Annotated in this window: 17 protein-coding genes; 9 read left to right on the top strand and 8 right to left on the bottom strand. The window is 52.2% G+C overall.

Annotated features, from left to right (window positions below; all coding sequences use genetic code 11):
• Window positions 1-56: 56 nt before the first annotated feature.
• From HOL66_12840 to HOL66_12875, 8 genes are all read right to left on the bottom strand, one after another.
• Window positions 57-839 (bottom strand): carboxypeptidase regulatory-like domain-containing protein, encoded by a 783-nt coding sequence (locus HOL66_12840; GenBank protein ID MBT5245118.1) that lies wholly within the window; start codon window positions 837-839, stop codon window positions 57-59.
• A 36-nt stretch (window positions 840-875) separates the two neighbouring features.
• Window positions 876-3,128, bottom strand: coding sequence for a HEAT repeat domain-containing protein (locus HOL66_12845; protein ID MBT5245119.1), 2,253 nt, complete (start codon window positions 3,126-3,128; stop codon window positions 876-878).
• A gap of 95 nt (window positions 3,129-3,223) precedes the next feature.
• On the bottom strand, window positions 3,224-5,893 hold the full coding sequence (locus HOL66_12850) for an arsenate reductase (azurin) large subunit (GenBank protein MBT5245120.1): 2,670 nt from the start codon (window positions 5,891-5,893) through the stop codon (window positions 3,224-3,226).
• Between the two features lie 13 nt (window positions 5,894-5,906).
• Window positions 5,907-6,494: an arsenate reductase (azurin) small subunit gene (locus HOL66_12855; GenBank protein ID MBT5245121.1), complete on the bottom strand. Its 588-nt coding sequence runs from the start codon at window positions 6,492-6,494 to the stop codon at window positions 5,907-5,909.
• A gap of 43 nt (window positions 6,495-6,537) precedes the next feature.
• Window positions 6,538-7,677, bottom strand: a complete 1,140-nt coding sequence (locus HOL66_12860) for a cytochrome-c peroxidase (GenBank protein ID MBT5245122.1) — start codon at window positions 7,675-7,677, stop codon at window positions 6,538-6,540.
• Between the two features lie 10 nt (window positions 7,678-7,687).
• Complete coding sequence (locus HOL66_12865; protein MBT5245123.1) at window positions 7,688-8,794, bottom strand: c-type cytochrome; 1,107 nt, start codon at window positions 8,792-8,794, stop codon at window positions 7,688-7,690.
• Between the two features lie 379 nt (window positions 8,795-9,173).
• Window positions 9,174-10,520, bottom strand: a complete 1,347-nt coding sequence (locus HOL66_12870) for a sigma-54-dependent Fis family transcriptional regulator (protein ID MBT5245124.1) — start codon at window positions 10,518-10,520, stop codon at window positions 9,174-9,176.
• Window positions 10,521-10,534: 14 nt separating this feature from the next.
• Window positions 10,535-12,958: a PAS domain S-box protein gene (locus HOL66_12875; GenBank protein MBT5245125.1), complete on the bottom strand. Its 2,424-nt coding sequence runs from the start codon at window positions 12,956-12,958 to the stop codon at window positions 10,535-10,537.
• A gap of 21 nt (window positions 12,959-12,979) precedes the next feature.
• Here HOL66_12875 and HOL66_12880 point away from each other — a divergent pair, with 21 nt between their 5' ends.
• The 9 genes from HOL66_12880 to HOL66_12920 all read left to right on the top strand — a co-directional run bounded on the left by HOL66_12880 (window position 12,980) and on the right by HOL66_12920 (window position 22,622).
• Window positions 12,980-13,792 carry a hypothetical protein gene (locus tag HOL66_12880; protein MBT5245126.1) on the top strand — a complete coding sequence of 271 codons (813 nt, stop codon included), beginning with the start codon at window positions 12,980-12,982 and terminating at the stop codon, window positions 13,790-13,792.
• A gap of 421 nt (window positions 13,793-14,213) precedes the next feature.
• Entirely contained in the window at window positions 14,214-14,609 is a 396-nt protein-coding gene (locus tag HOL66_12885; GenBank protein ID MBT5245127.1) for a hypothetical protein, read from the top strand.
• A gap of 370 nt (window positions 14,610-14,979) precedes the next feature.
• Entirely contained in the window at window positions 14,980-17,262 is a 2,283-nt protein-coding gene (locus HOL66_12890; protein ID MBT5245128.1) for a propanediol/glycerol family dehydratase large subunit, read from the top strand.
• Complete coding sequence (locus tag HOL66_12895) at window positions 17,259-17,687, top strand: glycerol dehydratase (protein ID MBT5245129.1); 429 nt, start codon at window positions 17,259-17,261, stop codon at window positions 17,685-17,687. The genes HOL66_12890 and HOL66_12895 overlap by 4 nt, the downstream gene beginning before the upstream one ends.
• A gap of 23 nt (window positions 17,688-17,710) precedes the next feature.
• Window positions 17,711-18,406, top strand: coding sequence for a cysteine hydrolase (locus tag HOL66_12900; GenBank protein ID MBT5245130.1), 696 nt, complete (start codon window positions 17,711-17,713; stop codon window positions 18,404-18,406).
• A gap of 230 nt (window positions 18,407-18,636) precedes the next feature.
• On the top strand, window positions 18,637-19,791 hold the full coding sequence (locus HOL66_12905) for an extracellular solute-binding protein (protein ID MBT5245131.1): 1,155 nt from the start codon (window positions 18,637-18,639) through the stop codon (window positions 19,789-19,791).
• A gap of 49 nt (window positions 19,792-19,840) precedes the next feature.
• Complete coding sequence (locus HOL66_12910; protein MBT5245132.1) at window positions 19,841-20,914, top strand: ABC transporter ATP-binding protein; 1,074 nt, start codon at window positions 19,841-19,843, stop codon at window positions 20,912-20,914.
• Between the two features lie 5 nt (window positions 20,915-20,919).
• Window positions 20,920-21,789, top strand: coding sequence for an ABC transporter permease (locus tag HOL66_12915; protein MBT5245133.1), 870 nt, complete (start codon window positions 20,920-20,922; stop codon window positions 21,787-21,789).
• A 5-nt stretch (window positions 21,790-21,794) separates the two neighbouring features.
• Entirely contained in the window at window positions 21,795-22,622 is an 828-nt protein-coding gene (locus HOL66_12920; GenBank protein ID MBT5245134.1) for an ABC transporter permease, read from the top strand.

Here is a 22,622-nt window from a genome sequence, read left to right on the forward strand (position 1 = left end):
CATATCCTGTTTTTCCCTTGCTCTATTCGCTTCGCACAATTCTTGCCATGACGTTTTCAGCCGTCATCTTTGAAGGTAAAGCTTTGTTCAAGCGAACCACCCGCCTCAACCGTGATTTTGGCTTTTTGCACGCCATATCGCGGATGCCATGCCTTCAGGGTGTATTTGCCGGCAGGAATGCCGTCCAGAGAGTACGAACCATCTTCGCCGACAACGACTGCGTAGGGATGGGAAGGTGCCATCATGAAGCCGAACATGAAGTTATGGGCTTCGCAGTTAATGCCGATGTAGGGTCCACGCCTGGTTTTCAGATCCTGCACCAGGTCACCCGGATCAGGCTGGCCGAAGTTGAAGATGCCCTTCTTGACGACGCGGCCTTTTTCGACGCCGATCATCTCGCGGGTATTGATGTTGTGCAGCACGCCAGGGTCGCTGTTACGAATGGTAATCGGGCCGGGTTTGATGACCTGGGCCCAGGGATGGAATCGGCATCCCTTCTGATTAATCAGATAAACCCCATCGGTCGGGGTTCCCCAATCCTTGCCTTCCTTGATTTTGTCCAGGAACACGAATGAGCCGCGCAATGCCCCGTCCTTGACATCAACCCAGATGACTTCGCGATCTCCATCACCACAAACTGTCTGATCCTTGGTGATAAGGATTTGTTCGGTAGCATCAGCCGGCAAAGCGCCTTCAAACATCACCTTGCCGGTAACCGTTGCACCACCAGTGACGGCGATGACCTTGTATTTATTCTTGGCGGCTTCTGCGGCCAGTGGGGCCAACATCATCAAGGCGATGGCAGCGGCGAAGCCCTTGCGTATTACGTTTGTTTTCATGGGAGATAAATCCTTTCTTCCTTCAATCCTTGTCATTTACGCGACAACCGGCGCCGCGCTGGAATTTTGACTTCCATTCAGTTCCTCAAGCGCTTCGATCGCCACTTTCCAGAACCGTTTGCTCTGTTCATCATGAAGCGTCTCGATAAACAAGGCGCTGGCGGCTTGCCGGTCGATGCCCTTAAGCATCCGTGCGGCATGGCGACCGTGATAGCCCTCGTGGGCATATGAAAATTCCACCAGGGTTTCGATAACCCCGGGGGCCGCTGTATCGGCTAAGGCCTGCGCGGCGGCAAGCCGGACAGAGGAATCCGGATCCGCCAACAGTCTGCCAACGCCAGCCCCGGCCTCGCCCAGACGCCCGAGAGAGCGAATGGCTTCGCTACGCACGAAGCTATCCTCATCATCAAGACAGTTAATCAGGACCATCACCACAGAGGCCGTGTTGGTTCCTCCCAAGGCACGTACGGCCTGGTGGCGGATGTCCCGGTTATCGGATTTCGCCTCGGCTTGCAGGGCATCAAGGACTTCAAGCGGCATCTCAGATACATCACCGGCAATATGGGCCAGGGAATCGATGCTCGTTTGCCGAAGGTCTTTGTCGCCGTTTAACAATGGATCAAGCAGGGCGAGGGTTACGTCGGGTTGCGAAAAATTGCCAAGCAATCGCGCCGCGAACAGGCGCACATCTTCGTGCAAAACAACATCAGGAACGACCGGGATCGTCCGTCGACCCTTTTTACCAGCCCCTGTCAGACTCAAAAATTCAATGTCTTCTGGCGTCAACTCGACATCATCGGGGGGAGAAACGACCTCTTGGGATTTGAACCCGCCAAGGATTGAATCAAGAGTCGAAGTTGGAATTTCTTCTTCCGGTTCCCCGGCAACGTCTTCATCGACTTCCTCTGCATTTTCCTCTGGCTTGCTGCTGACAGCCTCTTCTGCATCATCTGTTTCAGGTTCCACTTCAGGCACGGGAACAAGCTCGCCGGAAACGGCCGCAAGAAGAGTCTCGCCCGCTGCATTGGGCCAATCGTCCTGGGCGGCCAATTCTGCAATTGCCGACATCGCCTCGAGACGAACCTGCCTGTCCGTGCATGTCAGGATTCCTGCTAGGCCTTGCAGGGCTTCATCCCCGCCGACCATCTGCAGGCCGCGAATGGCGCCGCGCTGGACTTCTGATGAAATTTCTTCATCAGCCAACATGCTGGCCAGTTCCGATGTCGCTTTCTTGGGATTGACGGCTGCAAAAGCAGTCGCGGCGGCAGACGCGATGACAGTGGATGGGGAACTCATCAGTTCGCACAACCGATCATCGAGCATCGGGGTATTGGTCAATTCAGGATGTTCGGTCAGCAATTCGAGCACCGCCAACCGGACTTCCGGGTTCTTGTCATCAAGCAACAGATCCAGTCGGCTTTCGTGGTGGGCTCCGCACAGACGCACCGTTTCAGCACGGACCTGTGGTTCCTCATCAAGAAGCAAGGCGACAAGACGTTCGTCCGCTGGATTTTTTTCGGCCAGGCCCCTGGCCGCAGCGAGACGCACTTCACTTGATGGATCTATGATTGCCAATTGCACGGCGTCCATGACCCCCGGTCCCTCACACCCGGATATCACCGAAGCCGCGTGGCGGCGCAGCCGCGTGTCACTATTTTCAAGGTACGTGGCAAGGGCGCTTACGCCCGAGGAGCCGATCCGGGCCAGGGCTTTCATAGCGGTATCTGTAATGTCGAGCGCTTCATCGTCGTTTATCGCCGCAACGATACCCGGAATCGCGTCATCTACTCCAAGGTTGGCTAGTCCCTCCATAGCCTTTAGCTGCATGTCAAGCCAATCGTCCCATCCGGTTGCGAAGAATTCCTCTTCATCCCAGACGATGTCTTCGTCACGACCGGCCAGAATGCGCAGCAGCCACGGTATGACTTCGTCGTTTCGGGAAGCAGCAAGCGCCGTCATGGCCGCCAGTTTTACTTCCGGGCAGGGATCTCCGATCAAGTTTTCAAGAAGTTGTTTATTCGCTTTCGGGTCGGCAAATCCGGCCAATGCGGTTGCGGCATCCGTGCGGACATCCTCGTCCTCGTCCAAAAGCGCCTTTATCAAGGCATCTACGGCTTTTTCACCACCGATTTTTCCTAACGCCTGGGCGGCGACAGTACGATGGATATCGATACCCCCAAGCAGCACTTCGCAAAGAATATTGCAAACATTGCCATCATCAGTTGCATTGGAGTTTGGCATTGGTGGTATTTCAGTATTTTTTGTTTCTATTTTCACCCCAGCTTCCATTATCGCCTTCTATTCGATGTTTACATTTGTATCGAAAAAAAATCCGAAAACGTGGCCCGGGAAATTAATCCCGGACCACGCCCACGCAGGAGAGATCAGATAATGTCGCGCGGTGCGAAGGACATTGTTCGGAAGGTCCGTTTGTATTTGGACTCTCCGATCTTCTTCACTTTCGCCACACCCATCTTGTAGTTGTAGTTACCGCTGATCCAGTCGACGATACGACCTTCAAGGGCGTTCGCAGGCTGTGACTTATGCAGGAAGTCCATGAACATGACACCCGGCTTGATATGGCGGGTGACAATCGCGACACCTGTTACGGCTGCTTTTGTCAGGACGACATTATCGTTCTTCATTTGACCGGAGAACGAATAGTCACTGCCTTCGATACCAAGGGTGGATTCTTTCAATCCCGGTACCCGGTTCGAGTAGACCATCAGAAGGTCGCCACTTTCGATGCCGCGAGCTTTGGCATCGGCAGGACTGATTTCGACATAGTTGTCGGGCCAGCGTTGATGGATATACGGACGCCGGTCGTCATCGAAGCCAGACTGCCAACGTTCGTTTGTCCGTCCAGAGGTGCACCACAATTCGTCACCTTTGGGGCTTAGCCATTCCCAATAGTCCGAGAACAGCGACCATGGCGACTTCTGAATGTTGCAACGTCCGGTCTGACTGTTGAAATGCGTCAGTTTCTTGTTGAAGACGTTGCCAGCCTGGGCACCTGTCGCCGACAGCTTCCGGGTCGTGTCATGAAGCCTGACGGAACCGACGAGAGTGCCATCCTCTTCCATGGTGACCGGACCCTGAATGCCATCGGTTCCAAGTTCCCGCATTTTTTCATGCAGGGTCTTGCCCTCACGATGGGCTGCCACCTTGACCATGTTGAAGTCCTTGCGGCTGCCGCGCGAGAAGCGGGCGGACTCTTCGGCAACTTCGTTGGAATTCTTCCAGTCGAAGCCGTCATAACCCATGCGTTGGGCAAGTTGGGCAATGATCCACCAGTCGGGTTTTGCATCACCCGGTGCATCATAAAACTTGCTGTACAGCCGCAGGCGTCTTTCGCCGTTGGCGCGCATGAAGTCTTCTTCACCCCAGGTAGCGGCAGGGAAGACGATGTCGGCGAATTGGGCACCGATCGGGTCAACCAGATAAATGTCCTGATTGATCACCACCATGCCACCGGAATCGGCCCGTTTTTTCAGGGTATCGACGATATCCTTCTTGTCATACGAGCGAACCTGATGCGGATTGGCCGAGACCAGTTCCCTGAAACGCTTGGCCAGTTGCTGCGATCCACACATTGACTGGATCCAGGTGGTGCCAATGACGTGGGCAAAACGGGTGTGTCCCGAAATTGTCCAGGTATCGGTATCCAGGGCGCGTTTACGACGACCCGGCACCTTCAAGGGTGATTTGGCACGCGGATACTTACCGCCGCGCTGACCACCGCGTTGATGGCCACCGGCCCGTCCGATCATCTGACCCGGACGACCGCCAGCACCACAGATGATGCCGAGGGCGGAAATAGCCTGGGTGTTGCCAACGTTATTGGACCAATAGAAGCCTTTCTCAATCATGATCGAGGTTTTAGGCCGTTTGCCGTTGACCGGCTTGGCAAGCCATTCGGCTGCCGTGCGGATCTTGTCGGCGTCAACGCCCGAGACCTTGGATGCATTTTCGACCGTGAATTCTTTCTGGGAAAGAAGCCACTTCTTCCAATCCTCGTAGCCACCGGTCTGGAACTTGCCCCAGGTGGTGCGCCACTGCCAGGGGGTATTACGCGTTCCCTGGCCAAAGCCTGAACTGGATCCCCACTTGTCGTTGACCCAGTTCTTGATCCAGTCAGCGTCTTGCCAGTTATTTTCTGCGATAATACGCGCCATCGCATTGACAACCAGCAAGTCAGTTCCGGGAAGAACGTCTAGCCACAAGCCGCCATTTTTCTCGGCGTAAGCAACACCGGCAGTGCGGCGCGGTCCCATCATGATGGCCTTCTGGCCGCCCTGGATGGCTGGCATGATCCATTGAGTCCACAAAATGGTTTTGGTCTCGTAAGGATCCGTACCACACATCAATAGCGTGTCGGCATCGTGCCAATCCTGATAGGCCGGGCCAAAGTTGTCGAAGCCGGCGTCTCGGAAGCCGGGCGTCGATGACACGTCCGAGGGCGTGTCGTGGAACGTGAAATTGGCCGTGTTGATGTGACGCAACGCATACTTGGTAATGGCGTACGTATTCTCGATATATTGATACGAGTATGTTTTAACACCGTAAGCGTTGTCGCCGTGTTTGGCGATCACGTGGCGACCCACCTGGGCGGCGACGTCAAGGGCGAAGTCCCAACTCACCGGTTGCAAAATACCATAAATTCTCATCAAGGGAGATTTCAGGCGATCACGGGTTGGTGTTTGCGGATTGTAGCATTTTTCCGCAATACAACCGCCACGGATCGACGAATCGCCATTGACGTTGACGGCATTGGTATCCTTGTCAGGCAGGATCACAACGTTGTGCGGTTTTTCATCGTGCATGACGACATTGTGTTGAGTGGGGGCGACCCATGATCCTAGCGGCGATACGGGGAAATCTTCCCCGAAGGCGTTCTGATCAGCTGTCGGTCCACCATCTTCAACGGTGGTGGGCCAGCGGTAAACCTTGTAGCCGCAGGCAACAATGCAATAGTCACATGCCGTGGTCAGGACTTCCGCATTTTTTGGCGGAAGCGGGACGTCGGTCTTGGGGATGTAATATGGTGTTGACAATTTATGTTCCTCCCTAACCCTGCAAGTTGTCGTGACGGCCGAAGATCAGGCCGAAAACGCCAACCGCGTAAATGTTGTCACCATCAAGCTCCAACAGGACCTGCGGCAAACTTTGATAAGCCTGACCCGAAATCAGAATCCCGTGACGGGTCAGATCGTAGGTCGACAGATGCAACGGACAGGCACCAAGGGATTTGGTATCGCCCTTGTAAGAGCCTGAGAGAGGCCCACCCTGATGAGTGCAAGTGTTGTTGAAAGCGACGACGTCACGATCGGCGCCGATGCCGCCACCGGCCTCTACGCCAAGCTTGACGATGACCGATTCGGAATAAGCGCCTTCGTCAGGATATGAAAAGTCGAGAGGTTCATCCTGTTTCAGGTCGCTCATCTTGGCGATCAGCTTGCGTGGATAGGTAGAGACCATCGCCGGTGTATTTGCGGCGACGCCAGCGCAACCGCTGAGCATGACGACCGAAACAGTGGCCCCCGATGTCAACAGGAACTCGCGCCGGTTTACCAGGCACTTGCCGCCCTTTTTATCGCTTTTGGCCATTTCGCTGTTGGCCAAATCATGGCTTACCGGAACATCCGATCCGCTCATATGGGTTTCGATAGATTTTGTTTTAGTCATTTTCATATCCCCCTTATCTGACCGGAGCAGGTAATGGTGCGTAGGGTGGAAGTTTCGGCGATGCGATCTTGATCTCGTCGCCGGAAAGAGATTCCAGGAAAGCAACCAGATCTGTGATCTCGTCCTCGGAAAGATTCAAGGGTTTGATCAAATCAGTCTTGTTGGCCGAAAACTCGTTCTTACCGCCACCCTCGTTATAGAACTCAACAACCTCTTGCAGATCGAAGAAAGTTCCGTTGTGCATATATGGCGCCGTGTAGAGCGTATAACGCAGACTTGGCGTACGGAATTTGCCTTTGTCCTGCTCCAGCTTGGTGCGGAAGTAGAAGCCCGCATCGTCCTTGACTTCGCGATACATCTTCTGGGTTACACCCTTGGCATAGTTCTCGAACCGGAAGGTGATCTGAGCCAGGCCATTATCAAGCCAGGTTTCGGCACGTGGAACGCCCAGGTTGTAGTACTTCTGATCGCTGAACAAGGCACCGTTGTGGCATTCGATGCAGTTGGCTTTGCCTTCAAACAGGCCCTTGCCACGAACCGCTTCTTCAGACAACGCTGACTTATCGCCGTTCATATATTTGTCGAAGGGCGTATCGCGTTGCACCAGGGTGCGTTCAAATGATGCCATTGCCCGCCAGGCATTTTTCATCTTCGGATATTCGTCGCCGAACACATCCTTGAACCGTTTGCGGTATTCGGGGATGAAGGCCAGACGCGCGGTGCCGATATCCGTTTCCAGATTGCCGGCAACACCACCTTTGGCGGCTGATGGCGCCTGAGCTTCCAGCGACTTGGCCGAGCCGGCCCAGAACAACTTGCCATAGTAGGCAGAGTTAACGACCGTCTGGCTGTTACGCCAATGTATGGTGCCGGGATAACCGCGGGAAATATCGCCCGAGAATCCCCAGCCTTGTTTAGGCTCATGGCAGGTTGAACACGCCACCGACGCATCGCCGCTGAGGCGTGTGTCGAAGAACAGCAGCTTGCCAAGTTCAATTTTTTCCGGCGTCTGCTTGTTATCGGATGGAATTGGTGGCGGCCCGAGGGCAGCCAGAGGCGCATTCACATCCGCCTGCACTGGACCGACAAGGGCGGCAACAGCAACCCCGATGGCCAGCCCGAAGGTGGTGGTTTTTGTCATAAACGTTGTCATCATCCTGCTCCTAGTTCGGGGTGTTGACCCAATCCGCGATAGCCGTGTAGTTGGCCGGGATTTTGTCTTTCCACACATGTTCTGCACTGGTCAGTGGATCACCACTAAGGGACTCCAGATAGGCAACCAGATCGGATTGTTCGCCTGCTGACATGCCAAGAGGCTTAAGAGCCTTGTCCTTGTTGGCATCCGAGCCACCGCCCTTGTTGTAGAAAGCGACAACATCCGACAGGGTTTTGATCATGCCATTGTGCATGTAAGGCGCTGTGTACTTCAGTTCGCGAAGTGTTGGCGTCATGAATTTGCCAATATCGGAACCGTCAGTTTTGTGTGAACGCACATGTGCACCGACGTCACGGCGAATGTTGAAGATGTTCTCAATACCCATAAACAGGCCGAAGGCGACATACGTATGATGACGCATGGGATCAAACCAGATGTCCGGGTTGTTGGGAACGGCCGTATTATGAGGCTTGTCATCCGTAAAGCGGGTGCCGGTATGGCAGGTATCGCACTTTTTAGCATGGAAAACGTTTGCGCCACGCTTGGCGGCGGCAGACAACGTACCTTTATCGAACGGAGCACCGCGCGAGGTAAGGGTCTTCAGATATTCGGGAATGGCTTTACGAACCGAACCGTTGGACGGTTCGCCGTAACCGGCATCCTTGAACATTTTCAGATAGACAGGATCCTGCTTGACGCGTTCCTGCATGATCCGCATATCCATATTCATTTTATAATCTTCAGTGATCGATTCACGGGTCACATCATTAAGGTTGGTACCCAGACGTCCGTCATGGAACCACGCCGCTTTATGAGCCGTATTGATCAGGGTCGGGGTGTTGCGGAACCCTTCCGAACCCGGGTATGCCTTGGAAAGTGCCAGGCCGTCCGCGAAACCTTTTTCGGGTATGTGGCAGGTAGCACAGCTCTGTGAACTGTCTCCGGAAAGACGCTTGTCGAAAAACAGTCGTTTTCCTAAAGCCGCCTTTTTGGCATCGACCTCGATCGCCTTAACCGGCCCGGTTTCATGAGCGGTGGTGTTATTCGATACTAAAGTGAAAGAAACTAAAACAGCCAAGGCCAGCCCGATATTTTGGGCCCAACCAAGACGCATCAATTTTGGAAAGCATGGTGACATTAGCTTTTCCCTCCCGTTCAAGGCGCTCTTGCTAGCTATAAGATGACGCCTCATTATTCGTGGGCCCCTTAGATAATCTTCGTCGCAAAGATGGTCCCACATCCTCAAATCAGGGGGGGAGTTTGAGCGTGATTTTTTCCCAGATCAATTCGCTAAATTGTTCATTTTATTGACTTTAGACTGCGTATAATGTGCGCAGCCTGCCAACATGAAAAACAACGGTTTAATGGGCTAATTCAAATTGTTTTAATATGCGAAAAGGAAAAATTGAACGTTTCGTTCAACACCGCCGGGATGTTTGAATGATTCGGGGACGTGGTTTTTGGAAAAAACGGAGAAGAAAATTTACAGTTGATCACTCTTCACGAACGAAACCGAATTCACCGATCCGGCGTTCCAGCCGGGGCCGGCTTATACCGAGAATTTTACAGGCTTTTCCCTTGTGCCAACCCGTTGCGACGAGCACCGAACGGATATGATCGCGTTCCAGTTCCTTGAGCGACATACCTGAAGTCTTTCCTTCCGAGGGAGGTGTGAGTTTCTTTCCGCTAACGATTTCCTCTGGCAGGAACTTAATGTTCAGGGAATCCCCCTGAGCGATGACAACAGCCTTCATCAGTATGTTTTCAAGTTGGCGCACGTTGCCGGGCCAGTCATATGCGACAAGGACATCCATGCAATCGGATGCAACACGCTTGATGACCTTGCCTGCTTCCTTGTTGATCTTGTTAACCAACCGCTCGACAATCAGGGGAATATCTTCTCGGCGCTCACTGAGCGGCGGAATGGCAATGCTGAATACGCCAAGCCGGTAGTACAGGTCTTCACGAAATTTCCCGCTTGCCACCTGCTGGGCCAAATCATCACTGGAAGCCATTATCAACCGGCATTCGGCTTTCACCGGCATGACGACACCGGTCGGGGTGTATTCGTTGTCTTCAAGAAACTTCAACAATTTTCCCTGAAGATGGAGAGACAGCGAAGTAATCTCATCTAGAAACAATGTGCCCGTACCGGCCAGATTGATCTTACCCGGTTTGTTTCCATCGGCATTCCCATTCACGATTCCGAAAAGCTCATTTTCCAGGAGTGTGTCGTCCGAAGAAGAACAATTGACTACGACAAACGGTTTTTCAGCATCAGCCGCCGCTCCGGCATTATGGATGGCTCTTGCCACGGCTTCCTTGCCGGTACCCGGCGCACCATGAATATGAACATTTACGCGGTTTTGTGAGGCAATTCCGATCAGCTTGAAAACATATTGTATGCCCGGTGATCGCCCAACGATGATCCCGTGCCGATCATCCTGGGCAAGGATGATGTCGTCTCCTGAATGACTGGTAACCTTGGTGATGGCCTTATCGACGGCGGCCTCCAGCTGTTCAAGGTCGATCGGCTTGGGCACGTAATCGACGGCTCCGCCACGCATTGCGGCCACCGTACTGTCAAGATCCTGAAAAGCCGTGATCATGATAAAGGGCAGTTCCGGCACCATTTCGTGAACTTCTTTCAGGAGCGACAGACCGTCCCGTCCGGGCATACGGATGTCGCTGATCACCAGGTCAAAGGATTCAGATTTGATAAAAGCCAGGCCTTCCTCGGCGGCGCTTGCGGTTTCGACATCGAAGCCATGGTCTTCAAAGTGCAGCTTCAGCGTTCTGCAACTCGCTTGCTCGTCGTCGATTACCAGTATTCTCGTCATCACCGTCAGCCTTATTAATCTCTTTTCGCCGTTGGCAGGGTGAACGAAACCTGCGTTCCAATGCCGACACGCGAGACCAGGGATATTTCACCGCCATGGCGCTCAATGATACCTTTAACGATAGCTAAACCCAAGCCTGTGCCTTTGGTGCGTGTCGTAAAAAATGGTTCCATGACGTCACCAATGACGTCTTCTTCTATACCGCAACCGGCATCTGAAACTTCTATGGTAATCCACGGATTTGCAGATTGCTCCTGTAATTGGCCTGAAATTGTCATAACTCCGCCATCGGACATCGCGTGAATGGCATTTTCGATCAGATTTCTCAAGGCCGCGATAACCTTGAAGCGGTCACAATAAATGCGCGGCAGGCCCTTATCCAGATTACATACGACTTCAATGGCGTATTTCTCGACGATGTGCGACACCGCCGTCAAGGCGTCTTCGATAATCGTGTCGAGTTGATGCCAGTCGGATTGCAGTTTTTCCGGGCGAGCATAACTCAACATATCGCTCAGGAACTGTTCCATATATCGGACCTGATCGAGTCCGATTTGTGTATGTTCCTGCTCCGGGTCACCTGGATTGGAATGCTTTCTGTTGAGAATTTGCAAATTCATCTTGATCGTTGAGAGAGCATTCCTCAGGTCATGGGCGATCATGCTGGCCATGCGGCCAAGGACAGTCAATGAGCGCGTCTCGGTAATTTCCCGAGACCTTTCTTCAACTTCTTTTTCCAGTTGCTCCTGATAAGCCCGAGCCAGGGTAATGTCACGCTGAATACCCAAAAACGAGACAATATGACCGCTCTCGTCGAGAATCGGGCTGATGGTCAGATCGGCTGGATAAATTTCACCATTTTTTTTCTTGTTCCAGACCTCGCCCCGCCATGGTTTCCCAAGCGAAATTGCCTTCCACATTTTGCGGTGGGTTTCCGGGCGTGTCCTGGGCGATTTGACGATTGCAGGCCTTTGCCCGATGGCCTCGTTTGTCGAATAACCGGTAATCCTCTCGAAGGAAGGGTTGGCGTAATAGATTATACTTTCCGGATTGGTCAAAATAATGGCATCGGTGGCGCCTTCAACAGCTTGGGCGAAGGCCGCGAGTTCATTTTCCGACTGACTGACCCGTCGGGCCATACGGTTAAATTCTTCGGCCAGTTCGCCAATTTCATCCGAGCTTGAGATTTTTACCGGATGATCCCTGTCGCCTCGGGCGAACTGGCGAACACCTTTGCGTAAATCATGCAAGGGCTGGGTCATTGTCCAGGCCAACAAACCACCGGCGAACCCAACCAGAATAACACCAAAAAAACCGGTGACAGCAAACGATCCCAGGGATTTCTTTAGCCCTGCGTAGCTTTCATCTGGCGATTGCGTGACAACCACCGACCACCCTGGCAAGGAGAAAACATCTCTCAGGGCGTTAATTGAAGCAATGGGAGCGACGCAGACAAGGCGATCCCACAAACCGCCATCGCTGGTGGGTAGGGAAATCCAGTAAGGTTCGGAACCGGGCTTCAAACCCTTGGCGGGAACAGCATTTGATGGCTTTTTTTTCGATAGGGCGGCGATCAGGAATGGCCGCGCTTCTCCGTGTAATGGCACGCCCGCGTAATCGACAGCAATGGCTTCACCGGTCTGGCCGAAACGCAGCGACATCACATCCTGGGTAAAAATCTTGAAATCCAGTTCAGCGTAGACAAACCCGGCAATGTTGACGCCGCCCCATACCGGCATCACCACTTTCAACAGATTGCTGGAAATGTCGATGTCCAGATAAGTAAAGTGTTCTTCTCTGGATTTGACCTTTAGGTACCAGGCATGGTCCCTGACAACCCTGTCTCCCGTCGTGACCGTCGAACCAATAAGCACACCGCGGTGATCATAAACCGAAAAATCCTTGACCAGGGCGCCTTCAAGGCCGGCCAGAATGGACAGACGCTGGGAAAGTTGTGGGTGAAAGTATTCCTTGCGCAGTTTGCTGTTCGCCGAATTCTGCCATTCCCGATCCAGACGCTTGAGCCGTACTTCGATCCAATCATCGGAACGGTTGCGATAAAGGTGGTTGCCTTCCATCACCGCTTCCGCCGTCAGCACGTCAATGGCGATATTGCGTATCAGGGAAGTTTTCTGCGTTAAATGGTTTTCAAACTGGTCGGAGACCCGGCTTGCGATTTGGCAATAGGTCTGGCCGAGAGTGCCCTGAATCGAAACAAGACCCGTCACATAAACGACAGCCGCAGATATAAGAAGCACACCGACTGCGCCAAGACCAAACCAGGTCGCCAGGCGACCGCGAATACCGAGTGATTTTCTTCCGGTGTCTGATGTCATGCAGCAACCTTCACAAATTTCCTGTTCGCGTGCTTCCCCATCTGGACGTTCGATGCCTCTAGCATGTAACCTCACCGTGCCATCGGCACCCAAGAAACGCATTTACTCTAGACTGACAGTACAATGAATATCAGCAATGACAATAGATCGGGCGCAAGCATACGCCGCGATTTAGGGACAGCCAAAGAGACAACATCCCCGAAGTTCACTGGTGTTTGTCTTTTGTTGTTGCTGGCTTTCGTCATGTCCTTTAGCGCAAGAATGGACGCCAGGGCCTACGAATTGAAGCAACCTGTTGACTCTGGCAGCATCCGGGGAAAAGTTCATATTGGCAATGCCATTCCATTGGTCAAGCGCATGCAAATCTTCAAGGACCAAAAGATATGCGGAACCAAGCACCGGGACATCCCGCTGGTACAGGCGAGTGGCGACGGATTGCTTAATACCGTTGTCTATCTTGAAGACATCTCATCAGGCAAACCGTTCCGGGCGGCTTCAAAGAAAATTACCGTCAACCAGCTTGGCTGCCGTTTTATTCCGCATTTGTCGGTGATGGCCAACGGCGGCGAGATCGAGATTATCAACTCCGATACGATCCTCCACAACATCCACACTTATGAAATGGTTGGGCCCGCCAATTTCTCGGCGTTCAGCGTTTCACAACCCCAAAGGGGGGATATCGTCACAAAGCGCATTGAACTAAAAAGAAGCGTTGGCATGAGAATAATGTGCGATGCCCATGATTTCATGCGTGGCTTTGTCTTCGTTGCCCGCAATCCTTATTACGCCATTGTCGATGGTGATGGCGAGTTCTTCATAGACAACGTGCCACCGGGTACCTATGCAATCAAAAGCTGGCATGGAACCCTGGGAGAAAAACAAGCCTCCGTATCCATCCAGCCAAATGGCGTTGTAAAAATTGAATTTTTTTATTGAAGAGCTTTGTCAGTGGGGGCTCTGTGGGATTAACCGAACTGAACAAACCTGTTGTTTTGGAAAATGTAATCACCGCATGAAAATTACTGGTTTTTGAAATATTTCTTATTAACTTCAACAAAAGATTTTAGTCCGCTTTGGGTCAAAAACGGAAGTAAACAGCACCCTGAAATAACGTCCGCTTTACCTCTTGAAAACGGACATCAAATTCCGGAAACTGGATTTTGTGTTTTTTTTACTTCCGCTAACCGTAGAAAAACGGACATTATCGGGTGGCCACCAAAAAGTCAGCTTTTAGCCAAACTCGGACATTCATCAACTCACCGGGTATATCCGAGAAAAATCGGTTTTTGGTTGGAAGTCACGCGTTTATTTTCTATCATTTGCAGGGTGTGACAAGTGCCATCAGAGGGCCGAGTTGATGACCGTAGAAAATCATTTCAACTGGGAATGGAAGGAACTGGCAGATAAGTCCTGCCTGTATGTTACGGTCAGTGAAGTGGTTGACGACCAGCACTGGATCGCCTTTTTCGAAGAGGTAATGGAAACTTACCAGGACGTCGAAGCCTTTATTATTATCGATATCCGGCATGTCGAAGATCGAATCAGCCTGGAGGGTCTCCAGGGAGTCATCGACATCCTCAAAAGACAGGGTGTCAAAAGCGCCGTTTTCGCCGCCCTCACGACCCACGAATATCACGATTTGACGGCCAGTATGTTCCAATGCTTGGCCGGAATGAGTGACTTCAAACTACAGGTCGACGTCTTCTTCAATGAAGATTCGGCGAGAAGATGGATGATAGAGAGGATCGGATGAGACTAAAGCTGATTTATTGGAACCTTATCCGTGAGATTATCCGAAGCGGCCAATAAATGTCGGCAATGGGTCAAAAACAGAAGTAAACAGCATCCTATAATGACGTCTGCTTAACCCCCTAAAAGTGAACCTGTACTTGCAAATTTTAAAGATAAAATTATTACCCTGGGTTCATCATTATTTAATCAGCATTACTGAATGAGAAATACAGCCTGGTGTATTGTCATCCATTTAATTCCAATAGATCATCCGCACCATTTTCACTTCTGATAATATTTTCACGTAGGTGTGTTATGGATGTTTTGAGTTGACGAAGGCTGGCACGATAGCCGAACCTGAACCCGCTATTAAATAACGGGTGCGCAACAGGATGACTGACTCCCCTTCGTACAACGCAAACCGCTGGCAGCGTTTCTCCGACTGGGACAAGCGTCCGTTGAGGCTCGATCAGTTTGCTGTTGAAGATCCTGAAAACGGTTTCGCCGCTTTTGCCGGGGCCAAAGACCCCGAACCGGGTGTCGCCATCGTCGATGGAAAAATCACATCAATGGACGGTGTCGCTGTTGAAGACTTCGACATGATCGACGCCTTTATCGCTCAACATCACCTTGATCTTGAAATTGCAGAAGAAGCCATGGCGATGGCGTCGGGCGACGTCGCCCGTATGCTGGTTGATATGAATGTGCCTCGTGTAGATTTAACACGACTGGCAAGAGGCATGACCCCGGCGAAGCTCGCCGAAGTGGTCGCCCAGCTTAACGCCATGGAAATCAGTTTTTCCTATTCAAAAATGCGGGCCCGGCAAACACCGGGCAATCAGGCCCATGTGACAAATGCCAAGGACGACCCGTTGCAACTGGGCGCCGATGCCGCCATCGCCGTTGCCCTTGGGTTTGACGAAATCGAGACGACGATGCGTGTCTCCCGTAACGCCTGGTCAAATGCAATGGCCTGTTGTGTGGGTTCGTCCGTCGGCCGCGCCGGTACTTTGTTCCAGTGTTCAAGCGAGGAAGCCGAAGAACTTGAAATCGGTATGGCCGGGTTCACCTCGTACGCCGAGACCGTGTCCGTCTATGGTACCGAAAGCGCTTTTATTGACGGCGACGACACGCCCTGGTCAAAAACCTGGCTGGCTGCGGCTTACGCCTCGCGCGGGATCAAGATGCGCTGTACATCAGGGGCGGCTGCAGAATTGTTGATGGGCTTCCACGAAGCCAAATCGTTGTTATATCTTGAAGCGCGTTGCCTGTGCGTGCAACGCGGTATGGGATCACAGGGAACGCAAAACGGTGGCATCGATGGTGCGCCACTGGCATCCACTGTTGTTGGCGGCGTCCGCGAATTGATGGCTGAAAACCTGCTCGCCGTGTGGCTCGACCTGGAATGCGCATCGGGTAACGACGCCCGCCATTCGGAATCGGAAATCCGGGTTGGCGCCAAAATCCTGCCGTTCCTGATTGCCGGATCAGACCTGATTTGTTCGGGTTTCGGCAGCATCCTGAAATACGACAATTCCTTTAACCCGTCTTCTTTCAACGGTGAGGAACTGGAAGATTTTCTTGTCCTGCAACGTGATTTTGAAGCTGACGGAGGTTTAAAATCGGTCGAAGAAGCGACTGCCCTTTCTTTGCGCACCCAGGCCATTGAGGCGCTGTCCTTTGTATTTGATGACCTTGGGCTTTCAACCCCTGATGAAAACATGAAGCGATCTGTCGCCGTCGCGTCCGGCTCCGACGATACCGATAGTTACCTGCCACGGGCTGTCGCCGACATCAGCGACCAGATCAAAGACCGCGCCATCACTGTCGTCGATGTCATAAAGTCGCTGCACAAGGGAGGATTTATCGAGGAAGCCGAAAACCTGCTTTTTCTCGTCAAGCTGCGTGTCTCTGGTGATTATCTGCAAACATCAGCCGTTGTTCGGGATCGCAAGATCATCAGCGCCATCAACGATCCCAACCTGTACCAGGGACCGGGAACCGGTTACCGGGTCAGTGCTGAGAGACGAGAAGAACTGGCGGCCATTCGTGATGTTCTGGATCGGGAAAGCGTACTGCGGGCCGAAGCCATTTACGAACCGGCCGAAAGCAAACGGGTTTCCTATCACACCATGGGACCGGCAGAGCCCGGAACGAACTCAGCTGAAGTGGTCATCGCCTTAAGTCCCGGCTTCGGCAACGCTCTTTTTAGGACCTTGGCCGGGCACCCGCTAAGTCACGTTATTGGGGAATTGAAAGCAGGCATCGAAGGCGAAGGTGCGCAAATGCGCATTGTCCGCTGTCGTCATACGGCGGATACGTCATTTCTCGGCCTGACGGCGGCGGGATTGTCGGGCTCTGGCGTAGGCATCGGCTTACAAGCCAAGGGAACCGCGGTCATTCATCATAAAGAGCGTCTGCCCCATAACAATCTGGAACTGTTTTCCAATGCGCCGATCACGACTTTGCAGCACTACCGTGGGATGGGCCGTAATGCCGCCATTTACGCCCGGGGCCATATGCCTGACCCGATCGTCGTTCCGACCCATGGGGAAGCGCTGGGTGCGCGTTTCCACGCCCGGGTCGCACTGACTTACGCCATTGAAACCGAAATGACGGAAGACGGGGCGAGCCCGGAATTGATAGACGTGCGTTTAGCTAAGGAAACATCATGACCGGCAAACCCCTTTCCGCCGCCGACTATCCCCTTGCCGAAAAACGTTCGGAATTGGTCAAGGGCGCGCGTGGCAAACACCTGGACGACTTAACCCTTGACGGGGTTGTCAGCGGTGATGTGACCATGGAAGATTTACGGATCACCCCTGAGGCCCTGCATCAACAGGCCGAAATTGCCCGCGCGGTAGGGCGGGGTGAGCTGGCCCAGAATTTTGAACGGGCATCGGAAATGGCGCGCATACCCCAACCGGTGATCATGGAAATGTACGAAATGCTGCGCCCCGGTCGGGCCTCTGACAAGCAAGCACTGATTAATGCAGCGCAGCGCCTTCGCGCCGAATTTCAGGCGGACATATTGGCTGCTTTCATTGAAGAAGCAGCCGATGTTTATGAAAATCGCGGCCTGTTCACGGCCCGCTATTAACTGATATTGAAAGGATCGTTCCCGTGAATTGGAAAACCGATTACCGTTCTATTTATTATGATGGCGCACCCGAACCTGACGATCTGGTGCTTAAGCCTGAAGAAACCGCGCTGCTTGTTATCGATGTTCAGAATACCTACCTGAAACGCCCGGACCGTGATGGCTTAAGTGCCGACGAACAAAGCAGCTACGACGCCTGGACTCCTTTTCATGATCGTATGCGCGATAGTGTCATTCCCCGCACCCGGGAGCTTCTCGATTTGTGCCGCGCCAGCGACATTGAGTGTTTGTTCGCCCGCATCGCCTGTCATACAACGGACGGTCGCGATCGGTCTTTAAGTCAGAAGATGCCCGGATGGAATAACCTTCTTTTACCCAAAAACGATGAACCCTCGCAAATGGTCGATATATTGTCGCCGCAGGGCGATGAAATTTGTGTCACAAAAACCACAGATTCAGCGCTAACAGGAACCAATTTACGGCTGATCCTGAATAATGTCGGGATCAAGAATGTCATCTGTTGTGGCATCTTCACAGATCAGTGCGTATCATCAACGGTAAGAAGCCTGGCTGATGAAAGTTTCAACGTCATTGTTATTGAGGACTGTTGCGCAGCGGGATCAAACGATCTGCATGACAAGGAACTGGAAATCATCAATATGATTTACTGCCATGTCATGTCTGCCGCAGAACTAAAACAAATGATGGGTCTTAAATGACAGCAAACAGGCCGTTTTTTCGTGTCAAGAACCGCCTACCAAGGGTCAAGACGGTTAGTTAGCGTGGGCATAGTGTATTCTTGATAATTGTATGTTGTTTGTTTTCTGGCACCGTCCATTTGGCAGCCTTCAAGGCCTTAAAAAACAAAAGAGGCAGGGGCGCAAACGGGGTTCTAAATTGAGCTCTAAACAGGCAACCACTCAGAAAAGAACAAAATAGGGAGACAACAATGTTCAAAAATAAAATTAATCGTCGAAACTTTATGCAGCAGACGGGTGTCTGGGCGGCAGCAGCCGCTGCCGGAACGTTACCCAAGTTCGCCCACGCTGCCCGTGACAAGGAACTCAACATCTACTGTTGGGAAGGTTACAACTCTGATGATGTACTTGACCCTTTCCGTCGTGAATTTGGCGCCAAGGTTCGTGCTGAAGGCCTGACATCTGATCCCGACGCGGTCAACCGGTTGCGGGCAGGGGAAACCAAGGTCTGGGATCTGGTCAATCTGAACAATCCCTGGGCTCGTGAAATGATGTATCCGGAAGGCCTCATCAAACCGATCTCGCGTGAGCGTTTCGAGCCCATGTACAAGGATATGATGCCGGCATTTCATCCCCCCTACTCTTGGGCTATGGACAAATCCGGCAAGGAATTGCTTGGCATGACCCAGCGTTTCGGCCCCTTCAACTTCGTCGTCAACACCAACAAAATCTCGCGTTCCATGGGCGAAGATCAGGGCTTTAATTTGTTTCTTGATCCCAAGATGAAGGGCAAGTACGGCATCCTCACGTATGATAACTGGAACATTTATCACATGTGCATCGCCGCCGGCGTCGATCCCTTCAAGAAGCATTCGAAGGCGGAAATCGCGGCCTATGCCAAGGTCTGTAAGCAAATATTCAATGGCGCCAAGCTGTTGACTGATGATCTGGTTGCCATGAACCTGGCGATGATCAACGGCGAAATTGATGCTTCCTTCACGGGCGGCACCTACACCGCTTCTCCGGCACGTTTCGACGGCGCCAAGCAAATCCGTGGCATCACCCCGAAAAAGGGACCGATGAATGGAAAAGGCGGTATCGTCTGGATTGAATTAACCTCGGTCGTTAACAATCCTGATCCTTCCGGACTGTCAGAAGACTTCCTGGCCTACGTGCAGCGCCCCGATGTCTCCAAGAAAGTGGCGTTTGCTGAAGGCACCTACAACCCAGTCACCCAAATGGGGTCGGATAAAGTAATGGCACAGTTCAACAAGGAAGAGCTCGATGCCATTCAGTGGGATACGCTGGAAGAGGAAATGTCCAATTCCACGGATTATGATATCAATCCGGATTATGCGGATATGTATGATATTTATTCCGCTGCCAAGCGTGAACGTGAAAGCTGAGACCAGAACGCAAACGCTTTGAAGATGTTTTACCGTTCCGGGAGGATTTATGACAGACAAGGCTGAGACGTTCCTGGAATTGAAAGGTATCACGAAGAAATTCGGTGAGTTTACCGCCGTCAGCAACGTGAACCTGCAGATAACCGAAGGGGAGTTTTTCACCCTTGTCGGTCCATCCGGATCGGGAAAGACAACAATGATTCGTTTGCTGGTGGGCATGGACCTGCCCACCAGCGGCGACATCAACCTGAAGGGGGCGCGGCTTAACGATGTCCCCGCAAACAAACGCCCCACCTGTATGGTGTTTCAAAGTCTGGCGCTGTTTCCGCATCGCAGTGTCGGCGAAAATATCGAATTTCCTTTAAAGATCGCCAAGGTCGCACCGGCACAAAGACGCGAGCGTGCCCATGCCTTGCTTGAGCAATTACACCTGCCTTTGGATTTTTACGACAAGGGTATTAACCAGTGTTCCGGTGGCGAGCGTCAGCGTGTTGCATTGGCCCGGGCACTGGCCTTTGACCCGGAACTTCTGTTCTTTGACGAGCCGCTTTCGGCCCTTGATTTCAGGTTGCGTAAAGCGCTGGAAAAGGAACTCAAGGACATCCACCGTGAAACCGGGAAGACCTTTGTCTACATTACCCATTCGCTGGAAGAAGCGATGGTGATGTCAGACCGCATCGGCATCATGAAGGACGGTGAACTTGTCCAGATTGGCACACCCCATGAAATTTATAACAAACCGATCAACAAGTTCGTCGCCCAGTTCATGGGTGAGGTCAACACCCTTGAGGTAGAGGCCACGGGCCCGACAACCGTGCGCGATATCCACGGCGAAGGGGATTTTGAGGTCAATTCAATGCCGGACCAGTTTAGCCGGGGTTATTTGATTGTACGACCCGAAGTGATGAAGCTAGGGCCCGGGGCATCCGGACTTCCCAACATTTTAAAAGGAAAGTTTTTCAACGACTACGCCTTGGGTTCGCGCATGCAGTACCAAATTCGCTCGGATTCGGGCGATCAATGGCTTGTCGAACGATTGCAGGACGAAGTCTTTGAGGGCACTTTTGGAGACACGGTTTCCCTTGGCTGGCGACCGGAAGATTCAATTCTGGTAAGCGATTAAATCCAATGGCTGAACAAAGCAGCAACAGCAAATGGCGATTTAACCCGGGCTCACTGGCAGCCATTCCGGTCTCTCTGTTTCTGCTGATCGGTTTTGCCGGTCCGCTGGCGATGGTCGTCGGGTACAGTTTCATGCCCGCCAAGACGTTCTCGCTGCTGCAAATTCCAACCCTGGAAAACTATGTTTCGGTTATTGCCGACAGCTACTACCTGTCTTTCCTGTGGTCGCTTTTACTGTCTTCCACGGCCGTCATCCTGTTGTTTGTGATTTGCTACCCGATGGCATACGGAATGGCCAAGTTGTTCGGCAAGTGGGCCAACCTGATTACCGCCCTAATTGTTTTGCCGCTGCTGATTTCTGAAAATATTCGCCTCTTTGGCTGGGTTCTGATCCTGCTCAAAAATGGTATTCTTGACGGTACGCTTAAATATCTTTTCGATGTCTCGGCATCCGGCCTTTTGTTTACGGTTCCGGCGATTGTCCTGGGCATCGTTTATGTCTATCTGCCGTTTATGTTGTTTCCGCTGGTTATCGGTATATCGATGGTGCCAGAAAGTTTGAAAGAGGCTGCCTCCGATCTTGGCGCTTCGCGCTGGCAAATATTCAAAGAGATCGAAATTCCCCTGTCCATGCCGGGAATCATGATCGGCGGCATCCTGACCTTTATTCTGGCCCTTGGGTCTTTGGCTGAATCAAAAATTCTCGGCGGGCAGGCTGTCATCATGATCTCTGATGACATCGAAAGCTCCTTCACTTTTGCCCAGAACTGGCCCAAGGGCTCTGTCCTTTCGGTTTTGCTGATTGCCCTTTCCGGTATCATCGTTTTTATCCTGTTCAGGAAAATTGATCTTGACCAGATTATCGGGCGGCGGTGAGCACGATGAATGAACAACAAAAACGCCGCCTGACAAAAAACCTGATCGCACTGTGGTCGATATGCGTTATCGGATTTTTGTACGTGCCGATGATCGCCGTGGTTCTGGCATCGTTTTCCAAGCAACGCTATTTCCAGTTCCCAATCGCTAGCTGGACTTTGAAATGGTATGAAAAGGCCAGCAGCTCCCTTTCCATTCGTGATTTGTTATGGACTTCGGTAAGCGTCGCCTTGCTGGTGACGCTGTTTTCCATCATCCTGGCTTTTTTCGGTTCACTGGCTTTTGCCCGTTACGAATGGAAGGGACGCAAACTCTATCAGCGCCTTATTTTGCTGCCGATCTTCTTTCCTCAGGCGGTCCTTGGTCTTGCCCTTTTGTTATGGTTTTCATCAATCGGCATCATCCCCAACTGGCAAACCGCCGTATTCGCCCACATGGTCTGGATCGTCCCCATTGTCACCCTGATCATGTCGATCCAGGTGTACAGTTTTGATCCGGCCCTTGAAGAGGCCGCCTTCGATCTTGGCGCAACCCGGTTGCAGGTGTTGCGGGAAATCACCCTGCCTATTCTGTCCCCGGGCATTGTTTCGGGCGGCTTATTCGCCTTTCTTTTGTCTTGGGGAAATTTTCCACTTTCGATGTTTACCACCGGCGCCGACCAAACCGTACCTGAATGGCTGTATGCCAAAATGGTTTCCGGATACACACCAATGGTACCGACCCTTGGTTCCTTTACCATGGGAAGCGCCGCTTCGGTGTTGATCATTGTTTATCTGGTGTGGTTTGTCTTGCGCCATAAAAATGCAAAACTACAACAAAATCCAGACGAGTAG

It is taken from the genome of Rhodospirillaceae bacterium (assembly GCA_018662005.1).
Taxonomy (GTDB): Bacteria; Pseudomonadota; Alphaproteobacteria; order Rhodospirillales; family JABHCV01; genus JACNJU01.

Excerpts from the sequence above, each read along its gene's own strand:
- HOL66_12920 (MBT5245134.1), top strand. The coding sequence starts at position 21,795 with ATGAATGAACAACAAAAACGCCGCCTGACAAAAAACCTGATCGCACTG.
- HOL66_12895 (MBT5245129.1), top strand. The coding sequence starts at position 17,259 with ATGACCGGCAAACCCCTTTCCGCCGCCGACTATCCCCTTGCCGAAAAA.
- HOL66_12910 (MBT5245132.1), top strand. The coding sequence starts at position 19,841 with ATGACAGACAAGGCTGAGACGTTCCTGGAATTGAAAGGTATCACGAAG.
- HOL66_12890 (MBT5245128.1), top strand. The coding sequence starts at position 14,980 with ATGACTGACTCCCCTTCGTACAACGCAAACCGCTGGCAGCGTTTCTCC.
- HOL66_12875 (MBT5245125.1), bottom strand. The coding sequence starts at position 12,958 with ATGCGTTTCTTGGGTGCCGATGGCACGGTGAGGTTACATGCTAGAGGC.
- HOL66_12845 (MBT5245119.1), bottom strand. The coding sequence starts at position 3,128 with ATGGAAGCTGGGGTGAAAATAGAAACAAAAAATACTGAAATACCACCA.
- HOL66_12840 (MBT5245118.1), bottom strand. The coding sequence starts at position 839 with ATGAAAACAAACGTAATACGCAAGGGCTTCGCCGCTGCCATCGCCTTG.
- HOL66_12865 (MBT5245123.1), bottom strand. The coding sequence starts at position 8,794 with ATGCGTCTTGGTTGGGCCCAAAATATCGGGCTGGCCTTGGCTGTTTTA.
- HOL66_12855 (MBT5245121.1), bottom strand. The coding sequence starts at position 6,494 with ATGAGCGGATCGGATGTTCCGGTAAGCCATGATTTGGCCAACAGCGAA.
- HOL66_12870 (MBT5245124.1), bottom strand. The coding sequence starts at position 10,520 with ATGACGAGAATACTGGTAATCGACGACGAGCAAGCGAGTTGCAGAACG.
- HOL66_12905 (MBT5245131.1), top strand. The coding sequence starts at position 18,637 with ATGTTCAAAAATAAAATTAATCGTCGAAACTTTATGCAGCAGACGGGT.
- HOL66_12915 (MBT5245133.1), top strand. The coding sequence starts at position 20,920 with ATGGCTGAACAAAGCAGCAACAGCAAATGGCGATTTAACCCGGGCTCA.
- HOL66_12880 (MBT5245126.1), top strand. The coding sequence starts at position 12,980 with ATGAATATCAGCAATGACAATAGATCGGGCGCAAGCATACGCCGCGAT.
- HOL66_12860 (MBT5245122.1), bottom strand. The coding sequence starts at position 7,677 with ATGACAACGTTTATGACAAAAACCACCACCTTCGGGCTGGCCATCGGG.
- HOL66_12885 (MBT5245127.1), top strand. The coding sequence starts at position 14,214 with ATGACCGTAGAAAATCATTTCAACTGGGAATGGAAGGAACTGGCAGAT.